Below are 16,847 nucleotides of genomic sequence, written 5' to 3' on the forward strand. Positions count from 1 at the left end.
AACAACTGTCCTTTGCAGTATAAATTCAAGAAGATATAGATATCAAGAGAGAAAGGATGCGAGATATGAATGCGCCAGTAAAAGTTCAAGAAGAATTCATCACCATGGCTGCAAAGTCAAAGCTTGAATTAGATCGTAAACGCTATCTCTGGATGATTAGCCCAGCATTGCCTGTTATTGGCCTTGGTATTTTAGCAGGTTATCAATTTTCTCCACGCCCAATTAAAAAGATTTTTGCTTTAGGTGGCCCGCTTTTACTTCATGTGGTTATTCCAACCATTGATACTATTGTGGGTAAGGATGCCAATAACCCCACCAGCGAAGATATTAAACTATTAGAAAATGATCCTTATTATTCTAAATTAGTGAAAAGTTTTATTCCCTTGCAATACGCAGCCAATGTATATGCTGCCTATATTAGCAGCCGTAAAGATACATCTTTTATTGATAAGATCTTACTCGGTATTTCAATGGGCGCGATTAATGGTATTGCAATTAATACGGCGCATGAATTGAGCCATAAACACGATCGTATTGATCATATTTTATCTCATTTGGCACTTGTGCCAACAGGGTATAATCATTTCCGTGTCGAACATCCATATGGTCACCACAAACGTGCTGCCACACCTGAAGATCCTGCATCTTCAAAAATGGGTGAAACATTTTACGAATTTTGGCCACGTACCGTATTTGGCTCCTTGAAATCAGCCATTGAAATTGAAACCAATCGTTTAAAACGTAAAGGCAAACAATTTTGGTCTAAAGACAATGAGTTGTTACAAGGCTGGGCAATGAGTACAACTTTCCATGCATCGATGGTTAAACTATTTGGAAAAGGCGCGATTCCATATTTAGCAACGCAAGCTTTTTATGGCATTAGTTTGTTTGAAGTGATTAATTATATTGAACACTACGGCTTATTGCGTCAGAAAAAAGCCGATGGCAATTATGAACGTACCATGCCAGAGCATAGCTGGAACAATAATAATATTGTAACCAATCTATTTTTGTATCAGTTACAACGTCACTCAGATCACCATGCTTATCCAACCCGTCCATTTCAGGCTTTACGTCATTTTGATGAAGCACCTGAGTTACCGAGTGGTTATGCCAGTATGTTACTTCCGGCATTAATTCCACCACTTTGGTTTAAAATGATGGATAAACGTGTGTTAGAACATTATAAAGGTGACTTAAATAAGGCCAATATTTTTCCAAAACGTCGTGCAAAACTGTTTGCTAAGTTTGGATTGGTTGATAAGTCATTGCAAACTGAAGAAAAGTAAACGAACTCATTTTAGTTAAATTTTAGCTTTCTTTAACAAGCCCTTATTTATTGAGGGCTTGTTAGGTTTTTAGTTTTCTAAGTTTTTTAGCATCCAGATTTCACAGGCTTGGCTATGTCCTGTTTGACCACGTGGTTGGTTTAAATGCTGAAAACCTAATTTTTCATATAAGCCAACCGCTTCTTTCAATGCCGAAGTTGTTTCCAGATAGCAGGCATTAAAGCCTTGTGCTTTTGCAAATTCAAAACATTGCTGTAGAAGCTTTTTAGCGAAACCATGACCGCGTAATGTCGGCAGTAAATACATTTTCTGGATTTCAAGTAAACTTGTATCACCCAATAAAGGCGCAATTCCGCCGCCACCCACTACGTTGTCGTATTGATCTACAATGACCCAATATTGACTGTTTGCCTGAGCATAAACTTCAGACATCTGATCCAAAGTAGGGTCGGAAACGGCAAATCCTGCATCTGTGGCAAGACCATATTCTTTGGAAACATCTCTAATAATTTTAGCAATAGCTGGGTTGTCATCTGGTTGAATAGGACGAATTAAATACATTAATTTTCAAGTAAAAAGTGAAAGTGGAATCGAATTTAGCTGAAATTCAGATTCCACTCAAGTTGATGATTAAGTTTGAATAAAATTTTATCGACGATTATTTTAATTCGCTGGAGGATTTACCCAATTCACGACGTGCAATAATGAGTTGTTGAATTTGTTGAGTACCTTCAAAAATGTCCAGAATTTTGGAATCACGTGCCCATTTTTCCAATAATTCATCTTCGTTATAACCGACACTTGCGGCCAGCTCAACACATTTTAAAGTGATTTCATTGCCGATGCGTCCTGCTTTGGCTTTGGCAATAGAGGCTTCTTTAGAGTTTGGTTTTTTATTATCTGCCATCCATGTTGCTTTTAAGGTGAGTAAACGCGCAGCTTCCCATTCTGCTTCCATTTTATAAATTTGAGCAGCAATATTGGAGGTTTGCAAATAAGGTGTGGCATAGTCCGCTTCAAGTTCATCTTTAAAGATTTCTTTAATTCGCTCTAAAGAAGCTTTCGCACAGCCGACTGCCATTGCTGCAACCAAGGGACGAGTATTGTCAAAAGTTTCCATCACGCCAGCAAAGCCTTTGGCGACATCTACTTCAGCATTTCCCAAAAGGTTAGCCGCAGGAACACGACAGTCGATAAAACTGATCGCAGCTGTATCAGAGGCTTTAATTCCGAGTTTGTGTTCCAGACGCTCAACTTTCATGCCGGGTGTTCCTTTTGGAACCACGAAAGATTTAATTGCAGCACGACCTGCTTTTCGATCTAAACTTGCCCAAACCACTACAGAGTCGGCGCGTTCACCAGAGGTCACAAAGATTTTTTCACCATTGAGAATGTAATCATCACCATCTTTGGTTGCTGTGGTACGAATTGCAGCAGAGTCTGAGCCGCAACCCGGCTCTGTAATAGCCATAGCTGCCCATGTGCCTTTAAAGCGTTCAAGTTGTTCATCATTGGCGACGGCAGCAATGGCTGAGTTTCCTAAGCCTTGACGGGGCATACTCAGTAACAGTCCTGTATCTCCATAGCACATTTCAATAATACCCAGTGCAGTTGACATATTGGTGCCATTACGAACCCCTTCATTTTCAGATTCGCCACGTTTTCCTGCACCTGTTGCACCCGCATTAATGCCTTCGCCACCTTCATTCATACCATCGATCAGTGAGGCTAACATGTCTAGTTCTTTAGGATAAGCATGTTCAGCTTTATCGTATTTACGTGAAATAGGACGTAGAACGTTGCGTGCGACTTCATGTGCCTGATCGACCAGCATTTTGAATTTTTTAGGATTTTGTAAATTCATTTTATTGTTCTCCGATTAAGCATGCAGGCCTGAATGTAAGATTGCTGTAGCACGCAAATCACGATACCAGCGTTCAACAGGGTGTTCTTTGGTAAAACCATGTCCACCTAAAATTTGTACGCCATCTGTACCAATTTTCATGGATTTTTCAGCACAGAGTAATCGCGCGAGATAGGCTTCTCGATGAAAAGGCTGACCTGCTTCAGCTAAACTGGCTGCATTTAAAATCAGCATACGCATCGCATCAATTTCAATCGCCATGTCCGCAATCATAAATGCAACGCTTTGACGATGTGAGATTGGTTCGCCAAATGCAGTACGTTCATTGGCATAGGTAATACAGTAGGCTTTGACTGCTTCACAGGTACCGACAGCCATTGAGCACCACATCAGATTACCCAAGTCGATAAATGAATTATAATCAAAATCTTGGTCACCTAATGGGATAGCAGGTGTGTTGTGAAAGTTTAAAGTGACCGTTTCTGTTGCTTTTAGTCCCATGGCTGGGGAAGTTTTTAATTGAATAGTTTCATTACGTTCTACAATAAAAACTTTAGCCTGACCATTGAAATCTGCACTGACCAGAAATAAATCCGCAGTTTCACCCAGAACCACCAGTGTTTTTTCACCTGTAATAAAAAACTGACCATTATTTTCAGTCGCTTTGGTTTTAAGCTTAAATGGGTTAAATGCGGGTGTATTTTCCTGAACTGCAAATGATGCTGTAATTTTACTATCCTCTGCAAAAGCAGTTAGATATTTAGACTGGACATCACTTGAACCCCAACGTGTGATGGCATTGATCACGCTAAATGTGCTGAGTAAGCCAGCAGTTAAGCTAAAATCGCCTTTTGCCAGATGTTCTGCGATCAGGATATTACTCACAATATTTTGTTCTGCTGCAACACCGCCTAAAGCTTCAGGTAGAGCATAATAATTGAGTCCTAAATCTTCGATATATTGCCAAAGTTGCTCTGGAAATTTGGCATCGTGATCGGCTTGATGGGCAAGTGGAGCTAAAACTTCCTGTGCAAATTGGGACATGGCCTCAACGGTCATTTGTTGTTCTTCGCTCAGACTTAAATCGAACAAGTTTTTTTGCTGATGAGGTAAACGCTGACGGTCAATATTTTGTGGCTTAAATGCTTTTTGAGTATGAGTCAGTGCTTTAAATCCAGTTTTTGAACCCTGATAAAGTGATTTTTCAACAAATTTGCGGAGCTTTAATTGATCCAGTAAATCACTGGACGCCATTTTTGTCAGTAATGAAAGTCCAAAACCTTGGGCCTTATTTACCATATTGGTCATTGCGCTGCATCCTTCGCAGTTTAGTTATGGTTTTAATGCTGACATGCCTCAAATCAAAAAACCATGTCAGTGTTGACAGTGATTTTTCAGGCAGATAAATGGAAAATAGAGATAGATATTTAAGTCTAATAATATGAATTTTATATAAAAATTAAAAATAAAAGAAATGTAGAGAGTTGGGCAATTGACTAGGCTGACAAATCGATCGCCTAGTCATATCAAAATTTTCAGCTTTTAGGCATATTCACGGATCATTTGACGAACATTGGTTCTCGCATCAATGACGGTCATAAAGGTGTAAGCGCCTATAAATTTACGGCTGATAAACATAAATTCTTTGGGTGGAACTGAAAAGTAACGCGATGCCATCGATTTACTGGCTTGTTGCATTACTCGGCTATGTAGTTGGCTCTTTTTCCAGTTGTAACGTTCTTGTTCATCCATCAAACCAGCTGGCATGTCAGGGTTGTTTTCAGGAGAACTAAAAGCTTCAGTGGCAAGCAGGAATACTTTTGCCATATCAGGTTTAATGCCTTGCGGAATTGAATCAAAAAACTCGTAGCCAGTCATGGCCTTGACCATTGCGTCGGCATCATGATTGTAGCCGGCCTTGATCAAATTACGCGCGACATTTAGCAGATGATCATCAAATTGACGGATGGCACCAAAGTCCAGCAGTACAATTTTATCTTTAATGTCATCGCCATTGCCCAGACGTACCAGATAATTCCCAAAATTCGGATCAGTCTGCATTTCACCCCATTCAAAAATTTCTCGAACGGCGATTTCCAGCGAAGCTTCACCCAAGACATTGCGACGTTCTTGAGGCAGTGACAGCATAACAGGACTGTTAATAGGCACACCGCGCTCAAAGGTCATGCACAAAATTTTGTCGGTACAATAGTCATCAATAATATGCGGCACAACATAACGCGGATCATGTTTAAGACGATCAGCAAAACGGCGAGTGGTGGCAGCTTCTATGTCATAACTCACTTCGCGATGCATCATTTCACGAACTTCTTCAAACCACTGATCAAACTCACGGGTTTGAGGCACCATTCGAGTGAGCTTGAGCATGTTTTTAAATAAACTCATATCGGAGTCAATTGCTTCAGCAACACCGGGATATTGAATTTTTAAGACCAGTTCTAAACCATCAGATTTACGAGTAGCACGATGCACCTGAGCCAGCGAGGCTGTGCCAATCGGTTCATGATCAATCGTTAGGTCATGAATTTTATCACCCAACTGTTCTTGTAAATGTTCTTTAATTGCAGGCCATGCCAAAGCAACCGTTTGGTTATTGAGTGTATTTAAGGCTTGAGTAATTTCTTCTGGTAAAAAATGTTCGCCATAAAGTGCCATCATTTGCCCAATTTTAACAATCGAACCTTTTAGCTTGCCAATTTCTGAAACCAGATAATTTGCCTGTTCAGCCATGGCTTTTTTACGTTTTTTTTCTTTATCTTCTTCGTTTGAAAAAAGAGAGGATGCATTGGCAGTGGCCCAACGCGTACCTGCGAGTAATGAGGCTTTAGCAATAGATAAGCGTCGATCCATGGAAGAAGTTTTTAGGTTCTTGAGCTTATCTTTCTGATCAGACATATAAAATCCTTGCTAAAGTCATGCAGAGTCAATGATTATAATTGTAGTGAATATTACATGCTATGACCGTATTAAAACAGTTAGAGTGTGCGAATGTTCATTTAAAAAAGATGGATAGTGTAATAAATAACCATTTTATGATGTGCATCTATATTCAAAATTACAAAAAATCGTGAAATTCAGTGCAAATGGCATGACTTATTCGACTTTAGTTGTGCAAAAAATAAAAAAAGTGATCATATCCAGTAGGGGTTTAAGTTCTAGCTAAATACTTAAAAATTAAACTGAATTTTTAAATTTTTGCGGGACTTTAATAGTTCAATATTGTTTTGAATGTGCTTGAAAATTAAATCCTGTACAGTCGGGTGCATAAAGCCCAAAGCATAACCTTTCACAATGATAATACTGGGAAGGGTAAAGAAAAAATATTTTGCGTCCTCTAAGGATGGATTGGTAAAAATACCATGATGATTGAGGGTGTCACAAAAATATTGTTTTTCGGTCTGTACATGGTTTGAATCCACGTCATTCCAATACATTTCACGCATGGCGAACAAATTATTATGCTTATAACTCATAGCATCCTGAATTTAGTAGTGAAGGAAAAATCTCTGGGCATTTGCCGATCTAAATGGGTTTTGAACCAATGCTCTTATTGTAAATCAATTTAAAGGCAGTACAATTTTAATCCAGAAAAAATTGTTATGGAAACGTGAAAAAAATCTCCATATTTAATGCTAAACAATTCATCCTAAGGGAATGACTTATATTCACGCATCATAAAAAGTTGATAAAAGCCGACGAGCAGCTTTTATCAACATAGATGATTGCAATTAACGCGTACGTCTATTTCTGGACAATTGATGCAGTACGGAAACCAGTAAGTCAATTTCCTCAGTGGTATTGTAAAATGCCAATGAAGGACGAACAGTCTGTTCAACACCAAAACGTCGCAAAATAGGTTGCGCGCAATGATGCCCTGAACGTACAGCAATACCATGCTGATTCAATGCCTGTCCTACTTGTTCTGTGGAATAGCCATTCAATACAAAGGACATGACACTGGCTTTGTTTTTTGCTGTACCAATGGGGCGTAGACCAGAAACACTACTGAGCGCATTTTGCCCATATTCGAGTAAAGCATGTTCATAGGCTGCAATATTATGAATGCCGACACGTTCAATATATTCAAGTGCCGCACCCAAACCTACTGCATCAGCAATATTGCCTGTTCCTGCTTCAAACTTGTTAGGTGCAGGCTGGTAAATCACCTGTTCAAAGCTGACATCCTGAATCATGTTGCCACCGCCTTCCCAAACAGGCATTTTTTCTAAAATTTCAGGCTTGACATAAACCGCACCAATCCCCGTAGGACCGAAGACTTTATGACCTGAAAACACAAAGAAGTCTGCATCAATTGCCTGAACATCTGTCGGCATGTGTGAGACAGATTGCGCACCATCCACTAAAACCTTAACACCATGAGCATGTGCAATTTGAATCACTTCAGCAACAGGAGTCACTGTACCCAACGCATTGGAAACTTGTGTAATGGACAGCAGTTTAGTTCGTTCATTGATCAATTTTGGGAGTTCTTCCAGAATGATCTGACCAGTATCATCAACAGGAATGACCCGAAGTTTCGCACCGACTTTTCTACTCAGTTGAAACCATGGCACAATATTGGCGTGATGCTCTAAATGCGACACAATGATTTCATCACCTTCAGCAATATTTTGCTCACCCCATGTTTTGGCAATTAAGTTAATGCCTTCAGTTGTGCCCCGAACAAAAATAATTTCTTTAGATGATTTTGCACCAATAAAACGTGCCACAACATTTCTAGCATGCTCATAGGCGTCAGTTGCGCGGGCAGCCAGTTCATGCGCGGCACGATGGATATTTGAGTTTTCATGCTGATAAAAATAAGCAATCCGATCAATTACAGCTTGAGGCTTTTGTGTTGTCGCAGCATTATCAAACCAGACCAGAGGACGACCATTGACGCGTTCCTGCAAAATTGGAAAATCACGTCGAATAGCCTGTATGTCCAGCGGCTGTGTGGCATTTGATCTAAAAGATGTTTTGTTGGGTGTTGTCTGTATTGACGGATCAATCGAAGGCGTTTCAAGAAAGTAAAATTGTGATTGTGCTGGCTTCTGACTTAAATGCGATGTATCAGAGCGACGATGTGTTGGCTCCTGTTGATTGAGTAAACGTCGTAATTCTGCTCCCTGTGGTAACTGAAAGCTTTGCGCTGTTGCATATTGTTCAGCATTAAAATCAGAAGATGATGATGCAGGGGCAGAAAAATCATTTAAAAAATAGAAGGGAGAGACAGACTGCATTGAAGGTACATTGGCTTCAATGTGCGGTACATTTGGCTCATGATGTATCGCCTGAGGGAAATGTGGCTCAAACGGTGGCTTCGGTAAGTTTGCTCCACCAATGACGGGTGCGGAAGCGATGGCTCGACGTTCAGGGTAATCAGGATAATTTGGAATATGTTCAGGATATTCCGGGTTTAGACTTTTCTCAAATGCAATGTTCGGTGCACGACCAGTCAATGCCGCCAGCGGTTCACTGGGCTGCGGAGCATGGGGTGGTGTACTGACATTCGGTACATCCAGATGCAGTCCGTTCGGCTGATTACCTGTATTGGGCAAGGCTGCAAAAAACTCACTCGCCAAACGCGAAAGGGTCGCCTCATCAGGAAAGTTGGACGGTGGAGAAACACCGCCCACTTCCGTACCCGACGGACTACCTTGAAAATTATTTGTAGTTAACTGGGTAGTCATGATACTTATCGACCTCCACATCATCCAATACAGCTAAAGCATCTTCTGTTAATACTGCAAGTGAGCAATAGAGCGAAATGAGGTAGGATGCAATCGCATGACGATTGATCCCCATAAATCGGACTGACAACCCCGGTGATTGTTCGCCAGCAAGACCCGGTTGAAATAAACCGACAATGCCTTGACGTTTTTCGCCAACACGCAGTAACAAAATTTTGGTTTTACCATCTTCAATGGCAATTTTATTGGATGGAATCAGGGGAACACCACGCCATGTAATAAATTGCGAGCCGAATAAACTCACGGTTGGAGGTGGAACACCACGACGGGTACATTCACGTCCGAAAGCCGCAATCGCATCAGGATGTGCAAGGAAAAATCCCGGTTCTTTCCAGACTTTTCTCAGTAGATCATCCAGGTCGTCTGGCGTTGGGGGGCCATTTAACGTTGAAATACGCTGTTCATCTGAAACGCTAGCCAATAAACCATATTCAGGGTTATTAATCAGTTCACTTTCTTGGCGTTCTTTAATGGTCTCAATGGTTAAGCGGAGCTGCTCTTTAATTTGATCATGTGGGCTGCTATAAAGGTCTGCAACACGGGTATGAATATCAAGCACCGTAGATACGCCATTTAAAAAATATTCACGGGGTTGAGGATCATAATCCACAAAAGTCTGCGGTAATGTTGCTTCATCACGTTGGGTACAGGCAACCTGAATGTCATCAGTGTTATTGACCCGGTTGACTCGATAAATACCTGCTTCCACCGGAATCCATTGCAGTAAATGTGTCAACCAACGTGGCGTAATGGTTGAGAGTTGAGGGACGGTCTTGGTTGCATTGGCCAGTTGTCTGGCGGCATGATCCCCAAGTGCAAGTTGAGCCTTATCTGTGTTTTTTGCCATGGAGCTATTTTCCTATTTTAGTGGCGTTGTTTATAAGATGTTGTAAATAAAATTTTTATTTAAAATAATTTGCTGTATGTTCAGTAAATTAGGGCGTTGTTTGTAAAAATTAAAATAATAAATAAAGCTAAATATTCTCCATATTTTTGCTTATTCCTCATAAATATATATTTATAAAAAATATTCATATAACAGAGATATAGGCTCTTATTTGTTTTTTGAAACAAACACGCACTGGTTTCTTTGATTGTTGACCTCTCATCACATTTTGCCGTTCAGGCACTATTTTTTTGTTTAGATTCAGAAGGAGACTGTAAAATCTGACTTGCGGGTGGAATGCTATGCGTTAACCAGACATTTCCTCCAATAATCGAGCCTTTACCGATGGTAATACGCCCTAAAATGGTCGCTCCTGCATAAATAACGACATCATCTTCTACGACAGGATGGCGTGCATAGTCTTTCTTGAGTGAGCCGTTTTGATGCAGTTCAAATCTTTTGGCCCCTAGTGTCACTGCCTGATAAATGCGTACTCGTTCGCCAATGACACAGGTTTCTCCAATCACCACGCCTGTACCATGATCAATAAAAAAGCCTTGACCAATGGTTGCCCCGGGATGGATATCAATACCAGTTGCAGAATGAGCAAGTTCAGAAATAATGCGAGATAATAGCGGTACATGTGCATAGAGCTGATGCGCCAACCGATGATAAATCATGGCAAAAATACCGGGATAGCAAAGTAGGACTTCATCTACACTATGCGCAGCAGGATCACCTTCAAAGGCAGCGCAGACATCTGCATCCAGCAAGCATCGAATTCGAGGCAGGGCATCAGCAAAGTCCTGAACAATGTGTTCAGCGAAGGTTTCAAAACTGGGCGTATGTGCGTCATCGTTCCATTTAAGTTTATTTTTAGACTCGTAATTCAACGCCAGTTTGACCTGACTAAAAAGTTCATTCAGCACCCGATCAAGTGTGTAGGAAATATAATAATCCTCAGCTTCCTGTCGTAATTCCGCAGGTCCAAGTCGCATTGGAAAAAGAATGCCGCATAGATCATCCAGAATCGTTTTAAGAATATCTTTGGATGGAAGCTCACGGCCCCCAATTTCTTTTAAACGATGTTGACGTTCACGCCATTCATGACGTGCCTGCTGCAAGCCTTTAACAACAGGAGAAATATTCCATTGAGCCACATTGTTTCCTTATTTGCACAAGCATTGATTAAAATTACAATTGATGCGTGGTTTGAAAGACATGCGAATTTAGTCTTGTAGCCAAGGCAACTGATGAATACGCCAGCCATTACTGCTATTCCGCTGTTGTTGTTCGTTTAAATCTCCCTCAAAACCTTCAAGTACATTATAAATATGCTCAAAACCTGCGTTGAAAGCAGCCTCTGCGGCCAGAGCAGAACGTTTCCCACTGCGACAGAGCAGTAAAATGGTCGCGTCTTTCCCGACTTTATTTTCCAGTTCTTTGATGAAACGCGGATTACGATTAAATGAAGTGCCTGTCGCCCAAGCGACATGAACACTTTCTGGCACATAGCCCACAAATTTACGTTCTTCATTGGTACGAACATCGACAAGAATGGCCTGATCATGTTCAACCAAATACCATGCATCTGCTGGTGTGACGCTACCGGTAAAATCCAGCTCATGTTCTTGGGCATATTGCTGTGCTTTGTTTAAAATTTCTTCTACATTGCGATCAGCTAATATTGGGGTGGAATGTAAATTGTTGAGTTTGGCATTCATGGTCAGATCCTTAAAAAAACTATCCAGATCATTGGATTGATTTGAATGCTACGCCTGATTACTTATTCTTAAAAATAAATAAATTGCATGTCTATATACTAAATTTTCATAAATTGATTTGGATAAAATAAAAACTTCATCAAGATGGTCTTGCCTCTATAATATTGGCTAAGCGAACACATAAGGGCATTATTCCTGTGAATGATATTTCCAATACTGAACTTGAACTCAGTGATGACGAAATGCATCTGTATAGCCGACAGATTTTATTGGACGGTTGGGATATTGAGGCTCAGGAAAGATTAAAACTTGCCAATGTTTTGATTGTCGGTGCCGGCGGAATTGGCTGTAGCAGTGCTGAATTATTGGCGCGTGCAGGCGTGGGTAAACTAACCATTGTTGATGCAGATACGATAGAAACCAGTAACTTACAACGGCAAATGGCGTTCACTCCGCATGATATCGGTCAGTTTAAAGCTGAAGTTTTGGCAAAACGCTTAACGATGCTGAATCCGCATATTCAAGTCGAATATGTCATTGCAAAACTGAACGAAATAAATGCTGATGAATGGATTCAATCGCAGGATGTTGTATTGGATGGTTGTGATAATTTTACAACACGGTATTTAGTTAACGCTGTATGTAAAAAATATGCTGTTCCCCTCATTAGTGCTTCTGCCATTGGTTTTCAGGGACAACTATTGATGGTGGATGCAGATTCAGCTTGTTATGAATGTTTATTTCCCAAAGAACAACATGCCAATGAAGGTTTACGTTGTGCTGAATCAGGCGTATTGGCAAGCACCCCTGTCATGATTGCGTCATTACAAGCACATCACACATTGTTGTTTTTAGGTCTAAATTTAACCCCTTTAAAAAGTAAACTTTTACTTTGGGATGGTTTAACCCTTAAACAGCGTATTCTTCATTTTGAAAAAGATACAAATTGCCCAACTTGTCAGGCAAGTTTATCGGTAAACTCATTGAAGTTTGATACACTGCCTTGATGAACTCAACACATTAAATGATATGAAAAAAAATATTCTATTTGACGGGCTACGTTCCGTTGCCCGTATTGGTGAGACTGCTGTGGTTGCTGCCAAAGCAGGCATTAAATACGCCACTGAAAAGCCAAGTAATGCCAAACTCATGCGTGAGACATTCGAGTCTTTAGGTTCGACTTATATTAAATTAGGTCAGTTTATTGCCAGCACACCTTCACTTTTCCCGCGTGAATATGTCGAGGAGTTTCAAGGCTGTCTGGATCAAACCCCAACTTTACCGTTTAGCTATATTCAAGAGGTTTTGGCGACTGAGTTTGCGGGTCGTAATTTAAATGAAATTTTTGCCTCGATAGATGAAACGCCACTGGCTTCAGCCTCTATTGCACAAGTGCATGCTGCAAAACTTACGACTGGCGAGAATGTCGTTATTAAAGTGCAAAAACCCGGTGTGGAAACGATCTTATATACCGATTTGAACGTGGTACATTGGGCCACCAAGATGCTGGAAAAAGCCATTCCAAAGGTTAAGTTTGCTTCACTGTCTGAAATTGTGGACGAAATTAAAACACGTATGGTACGTGAAGTTGATTTCATTGAAGAAGCACAAAATCTGGATGATTTCGTTGAATATTTACAGATCAGTAATAATCAGGCTGCGACTGCACCGAAAGTTTATCATCAATTTTCAACCCGCCGTGTCCTCACCATGGAACGCTTATACGGTGTGTCTTTAACGGATTTTGATGTGGTGAAAAAATACGCCAAAGATCCATCACAAGTATTAATTACTGCCATGAATACGTGGTTTGGTAGTTTAATGCTGTGTAAAAGCTTCCATGCAGACTTGCATGCGGGTAATCTCATGTTGCTTGAAGATGGACGCATTGGTTTCATTGACTTTGGAATCGTCGGGCAATTAAATCCTGATGTATGGACCGCGTGTTTGGCATTTATGGATGCTTTGCAGAAAACCGATTACACTGCAATGGCTGAAAATATGTTGAAAATGGGCATGACCCATACCAAAATTGATACCAATGTTTTGGCACGTGATCTTGAGCGATTATTCAGTGGCGTATTACTTGCTGATCCACAGGAAATTTTGACTTCAAAACCTTCTGATTTAAATGACATCATGTTGGATATGGTAGCAGTGGGTGAACGTCACGGAATTAAATTCCCACGTGATTTTGCCTTATTGTTCAAACAAATGCTGTATTTTGATCGTTTTATGCGCGTCCTTGCGCCATATACCGATATTTATGCAGACCAGCGTTTGAAAATGGTTCAAACTATAGAACCGCAATTGTTGTTTAAACATTAAGTTTGAGTTGGATCACCATGGATGCCATTGTTATTGAAGGTTTAAAGGTCAATACTGTGATTGGCTGTTTCAATTGGGAACGACAAATTCTTCAACCTTTAATGTTGGATTTAACCATTCATGTTGATTTGAACCAAGCAGCACAATCAGATGAGCTAGAAGATACCTTAAACTATGCCCAGATTTGTGAACTTGCGGCGCAAACCATTCAAAAAGCACAGCCTAAATTAATTGAACATGCCGCTCATTTGGTTTTGAATGTGCTTTTTGAGACATTTTCAGCGATTCATTCTATTATTATTACCATTCGTAAGCCTGCCATTATTGCAGAAGCCAATTCTGTAGGAATTCGCCTTGAACGCCAACGAAACGATTTTCGCCCTCGCACTGGCGAGTAATCTGAATCCAGAACAACATTTTCAGGTTGCCTACCAAACCATTTTGTCTTGGGGAGAGGTGCAATTCTCGCATATTTATCAAATTCCGTGCCGTGACGGCGTGGGGGCAGATTACTGGAATTCGGCTTGTTTGCTTAAATCCTCAAAAACAAAATCACAGCTTGAAATTGCGCTCAAACAACTTGAAACGGCATCGGGTCGGATTCGACCCTCACATCAAATTTCTTTGGATGTTGATTTGATTGCTTGGGGAAATAGTTTAGAGAAAATGCAGTTTAATCCCAAAAAAATGCCGCTGGCTGTGGATGTCAAAATTCCATTGTCTGAACTGTGGAATCATTCAACTTTGCATGTTGCTGGAAGCCATTTCCCAAAAGTTGATGTTCACAGCGATGTTCAGAGCAACGCTCACATTCAGACGAATATTCAAGTCGTCGAATAAACATTTAGCAAAAGATTTTCAACATACCAGCAGCCTTTTGCTATCTAGCAAGTCAAACGTAATAACTGGTTTTGGTCATTAACTTTGAAATTGCGGTCATAGTGATTTTGACAGGAAAAGGTAAATCAACACCACCTGCATGCAAGGCAGTATCGCGATGATGTAATTCATCTTCATTCATCTGCTCTAATATGCGTTTTGACCGCTGATCATAAGCGGGTAATTGATTTAAATGATCAATCAAATGCGCACTCACTTGACGCTCGGTTTCTGCAACAAAGCCCAAGCTGTATTTATCACCTGCAATGCCTGCAATTGCACCCATGCCAAATGAAAGACCATACCAGATCGGGTTGAGTAAACTTGGTACACTGTCTAGCTCTTTTAAACGATCTTCACACCAAGCCAGATGATCTTGTTCCTCAATAGCAGCTTGTTCCATTTCACGGCGTACATTGGGGAGTTTTGCAGTCAGCGCTTGACCATGATAAAGCGCTTGAGCACAGACTTCACCGCTATGGTTGACGCGCATTAATCCAGCCACATGACGCGCATCACTGACAGTGAGCGGTGCATCAGTTTGTTCGGCTGGATTACTGCGATGCGCCGCAGTTGCACCAGGAACTAAACTTCTTAATGCCTGATCGAAAGAGTTGATCAGTCGGTCGATACCCGTAAAGTGACGCATGGAATTAATCCTCCAGAGAAGCATGTGCTGAATTTAACATAGGCGGCAACTTACGTAGTAACCAAACTGAAAAAATAGCACTCAAGACAGCTGTAATAATAAAAAGAATTTTAATGTCAATTTTTAAAATACTTAAAATAATAATCGAGAATATTGCTGATGACACCATAAATACAGCATTTAAAATATTGTTTGCAGCCACCACACGAGCCCGGTGTGAGCGCGGTGAATAAGCCTGCATCATGGCATAAAGGGGAACAATATAAAATCCACCACTAATACCCAACAATGTGACTGCAAGCATGACATGATAATACACCCAGCCCGATGTAAACATCTCTTTTAAAGATAGTAATGCTCCGGTTTTTTCAGGAACAAAGGCCAGGCTTGCAGCTAAATACAATGCAAATAAGCTCAACCCGACAGCACCAATTGGTACCATTTTAATATTGAGTTCTGAACCACCAATTTTACGGCACAGTAATGAACCGACTCCAATCCCCACGGAGAAAAACGTCAGGAGCAGACTCACTACATTTTCCGAGGCATGTAAATTTTGCTGAGTGAGTTGTGGAATTTGAGTCAGATAAGTCGCACCATAAAACCAATACCATGAGTTACCAAGCAAAATCGTAAAAATTAAAGGAATACTTTTGGCATATTTTATAGTTTGAAAACTGGTTCTAAAGAAATTCCAGTCAATTTTTAAATCAGGTTCGGCAATTTTCTGGGGAAGAATAAAGCGGCTACACACATAACCAATCACCGCAATACTCACTACGGTCAAACTAATCCAGACTAAATTGCCATTGGATGATGAAATTACCGCACCGCCTAAAATCATACCGAGTAAAATTGCAATTGAAGTGCCAGACTGAAATAAAGCATTACCTGACATCAGCTCATTAGGCTTTAAAATTTCAGGTAAAATCGCGTATTTTATCGGTCCAAAAAAGGTGGAATGTACGCCCATTAAAAATAACGCCACCATCAATAACACCAAATGACCAGTAATAAAACCAACTGAACCAATGAGCATGATGATAATTTCAAGCACTTTAATGGCACGAACTAGGCTCGCTCGTTCGTATTTGTCTGCAATTTGACCTGCGGTCGCAGAGAAAATGAAATAAGGCAAAATAAATAACAGCGCAGCCAGATTATTCAGTGTACTGATACTGGCGGACTGCTGGCTAATCAGTCCATAAGTAATGACCAGCAGTAAGGCTTGCTTGTAGACATTGTCGTTTAACGCACCAAAAAACTGCGTTAAAAACATGGGCAAAAATCGATGTGATGTTAAGAGATTGTTATCATTTTTCATAGGTTGAACTTCATTGCGATTTATTAAGAAATGTGATCAATTTGTTAAAGTGCCTTGAAAATCATGTATGATAATTTTGAGCGGTTGATACAATGAAAATTCAATAGATTTCCATGTGTTTATATACATT

The 16,847-nt window shown here is 40.4% G+C and carries 16 protein-coding genes; 5 read left to right on the top strand and 11 right to left on the bottom strand.

Annotation, left to right across the window (positions count from 1 at the left end; genetic code table 11):
- Window positions 1-65 precede the first annotated feature (65 nt).
- Complete coding sequence (locus E0D95_RS14560; protein ID WP_130804750.1) at window positions 66-1,289, top strand: alkane 1-monooxygenase; 1,224 nt, start codon at window positions 66-68, stop codon at window positions 1,287-1,289.
- Between the two features lie 69 nt (window positions 1,290-1,358).
- Here E0D95_RS14560 and E0D95_RS14565 read toward each other — a convergent pair whose 3' ends face one another.
- From E0D95_RS14565 to E0D95_RS14605, 9 genes are all read right to left on the bottom strand, one after another.
- On the bottom strand, window positions 1,359-1,850 hold the full coding sequence (locus E0D95_RS14565) for a GNAT family N-acetyltransferase (protein ID WP_130804751.1): 492 nt from the start codon (window positions 1,848-1,850) through the stop codon (window positions 1,359-1,361).
- A 97-nt stretch (window positions 1,851-1,947) separates the two neighbouring features.
- On the bottom strand, window positions 1,948-3,153 hold the full coding sequence (locus E0D95_RS14570; RefSeq protein WP_130804752.1) for an acyl-CoA dehydrogenase family protein: 1,206 nt from the start codon (window positions 3,151-3,153) through the stop codon (window positions 1,948-1,950).
- Between the two features lie 15 nt (window positions 3,154-3,168).
- On the bottom strand, window positions 3,169-4,452 hold the full coding sequence (locus E0D95_RS14575; RefSeq protein ID WP_171478596.1) for an acyl-CoA dehydrogenase family protein: 1,284 nt from the start codon (window positions 4,450-4,452) through the stop codon (window positions 3,169-3,171).
- 243 nt (window positions 4,453-4,695) lie between these two features.
- Window positions 4,696-6,069, bottom strand: a complete 1,374-nt coding sequence (locus tag E0D95_RS14580) for an ABC1 kinase family protein (protein WP_130804754.1) — start codon at window positions 6,067-6,069, stop codon at window positions 4,696-4,698.
- 272 nt (window positions 6,070-6,341) lie between these two features.
- A complete protein-coding gene (locus E0D95_RS14585) occupies window positions 6,342-6,647 on the bottom strand; it encodes a hypothetical protein (protein WP_130804755.1) in 306 nt (101 codons plus the stop codon).
- Between the two features lie 255 nt (window positions 6,648-6,902).
- A complete protein-coding gene (locus tag E0D95_RS14590; RefSeq protein WP_130804756.1) occupies window positions 6,903-8,867 on the bottom strand; it encodes a family 2A encapsulin nanocompartment cargo protein cysteine desulfurase in 1,965 nt (654 codons plus the stop codon).
- Window positions 8,842-9,774, bottom strand: a complete 933-nt coding sequence (locus E0D95_RS14595) for a family 2A encapsulin nanocompartment shell protein (protein WP_130804757.1) — start codon at window positions 9,772-9,774, stop codon at window positions 8,842-8,844. The genes E0D95_RS14590 and E0D95_RS14595 overlap by 26 nt, the downstream gene beginning before the upstream one ends.
- Before the next feature lie 275 nt (window positions 9,775-10,049).
- The gene (epsC, locus tag E0D95_RS14600; RefSeq protein WP_130804758.1) at window positions 10,050-10,973 is read right to left on the bottom strand and encodes a serine O-acetyltransferase EpsC; all 924 of its coding nucleotides are present in this window, start codon (window positions 10,971-10,973) and stop codon (window positions 10,050-10,052) included.
- Window positions 10,974-11,042: 69 nt separating this feature from the next.
- Window positions 11,043-11,537 carry a rhodanese-like domain-containing protein gene (locus E0D95_RS14605; RefSeq protein WP_130804759.1) on the bottom strand — a complete coding sequence of 165 codons (495 nt, stop codon included), beginning with the start codon at window positions 11,535-11,537 and terminating at the stop codon, window positions 11,043-11,045.
- A gap of 242 nt (window positions 11,538-11,779) precedes the next feature.
- Here E0D95_RS14605 and E0D95_RS14610 point away from each other — a divergent pair, with 242 nt between their 5' ends.
- The 4 genes from E0D95_RS14610 to E0D95_RS14625 are packed head-to-tail and all read left to right on the top strand — an operon-like array spanning window position 11,780 to window position 14,705.
- Window positions 11,780-12,544, top strand: a complete 765-nt coding sequence (locus tag E0D95_RS14610; protein WP_431830767.1) for a HesA/MoeB/ThiF family protein — start codon at window positions 11,780-11,782, stop codon at window positions 12,542-12,544.
- Between the two features lie 22 nt (window positions 12,545-12,566).
- Entirely contained in the window at window positions 12,567-13,865 is a 1,299-nt protein-coding gene (locus E0D95_RS14615) for an ABC1 kinase family protein (RefSeq protein ID WP_130804761.1), read from the top strand.
- Window positions 13,866-13,882: 17 nt separating this feature from the next.
- Window positions 13,883-14,263 (top strand): dihydroneopterin aldolase, encoded by a 381-nt coding sequence (folB, locus tag E0D95_RS14620; protein ID WP_130804762.1) that lies wholly within the window; start codon window positions 13,883-13,885, stop codon window positions 14,261-14,263.
- The gene (locus E0D95_RS14625) at window positions 14,220-14,705 is read left to right on the top strand and encodes a 2-amino-4-hydroxy-6-hydroxymethyldihydropteridine diphosphokinase (protein ID WP_130804763.1); all 486 of its coding nucleotides are present in this window, start codon (window positions 14,220-14,222) and stop codon (window positions 14,703-14,705) included. Before folB ends, E0D95_RS14625 begins: the two co-directional genes overlap by 44 nt.
- A gap of 52 nt (window positions 14,706-14,757) precedes the next feature.
- Here E0D95_RS14625 and coq7 read toward each other — a convergent pair whose 3' ends face one another.
- Window positions 14,758-15,393 carry a 2-polyprenyl-3-methyl-6-methoxy-1,4-benzoquinone monooxygenase gene (gene coq7 / locus E0D95_RS14630; protein ID WP_130804764.1) on the bottom strand — a complete coding sequence of 212 codons (636 nt, stop codon included), beginning with the start codon at window positions 15,391-15,393 and terminating at the stop codon, window positions 14,758-14,760.
- A gap of 4 nt (window positions 15,394-15,397) precedes the next feature.
- Window positions 15,398-16,717 carry an MFS transporter gene (locus tag E0D95_RS14635; RefSeq protein ID WP_130804765.1) on the bottom strand — a complete coding sequence of 440 codons (1,320 nt, stop codon included), beginning with the start codon at window positions 16,715-16,717 and terminating at the stop codon, window positions 15,398-15,400.
- Window positions 16,718-16,847: the final 130 nt, after the last annotated feature.

Origin of the sequence: Acinetobacter ihumii (assembly GCF_900625095.1) — a bacterium.
GTDB classification, from domain to species: Bacteria; Pseudomonadota; Gammaproteobacteria; order Pseudomonadales; family Moraxellaceae; genus Acinetobacter; species Acinetobacter ihumii.

Bases quoted from the DNA above. Each gene is read 5' to 3' on its own strand.
- E0D95_RS14575 (WP_171478596.1), bottom strand. From the start codon at position 4,452: ATGGTAAATAAGGCCCAAGGTTTTGGACTTTCATTACTGACAAAAATG.
- E0D95_RS14570 (WP_130804752.1), bottom strand. From the start codon at position 3,153: ATGAATTTACAAAATCCTAAAAAATTCAAAATGCTGGTCGATCAGGCA.
- folB (WP_130804762.1), top strand. From the start codon at position 13,883: ATGGATGCCATTGTTATTGAAGGTTTAAAGGTCAATACTGTGATTGGC.
- coq7 (WP_130804764.1), bottom strand. From the start codon at position 15,393: ATGCGTCACTTTACGGGTATCGACCGACTGATCAACTCTTTCGATCAG.
- E0D95_RS14580 (WP_130804754.1), bottom strand. From the start codon at position 6,069: ATGTCTGATCAGAAAGATAAGCTCAAGAACCTAAAAACTTCTTCCATG.
- E0D95_RS14560 (WP_130804750.1), top strand. From the start codon at position 66: ATGAATGCGCCAGTAAAAGTTCAAGAAGAATTCATCACCATGGCTGCA.
- E0D95_RS14565 (WP_130804751.1), bottom strand. From the start codon at position 1,850: ATGTATTTAATTCGTCCTATTCAACCAGATGACAACCCAGCTATTGCT.
- E0D95_RS14610 (WP_431830767.1), top strand. From the start codon at position 11,780: ATGCATCTGTATAGCCGACAGATTTTATTGGACGGTTGGGATATTGAG.
- E0D95_RS14590 (WP_130804756.1), bottom strand. From the start codon at position 8,867: ATGACTACCCAGTTAACTACAAATAATTTTCAAGGTAGTCCGTCGGGT.
- E0D95_RS14635 (WP_130804765.1), bottom strand. From the start codon at position 16,717: ATGAAAAATGATAACAATCTCTTAACATCACATCGATTTTTGCCCATG.
- E0D95_RS14615 (WP_130804761.1), top strand. From the start codon at position 12,567: ATGAAAAAAAATATTCTATTTGACGGGCTACGTTCCGTTGCCCGTATT.
- E0D95_RS14605 (WP_130804759.1), bottom strand. From the start codon at position 11,537: ATGAATGCCAAACTCAACAATTTACATTCCACCCCAATATTAGCTGAT.
- E0D95_RS14595 (WP_130804757.1), bottom strand. From the start codon at position 9,774: ATGGCAAAAAACACAGATAAGGCTCAACTTGCACTTGGGGATCATGCC.
- E0D95_RS14585 (WP_130804755.1), bottom strand. From the start codon at position 6,647: ATGAGTTATAAGCATAATAATTTGTTCGCCATGCGTGAAATGTATTGG.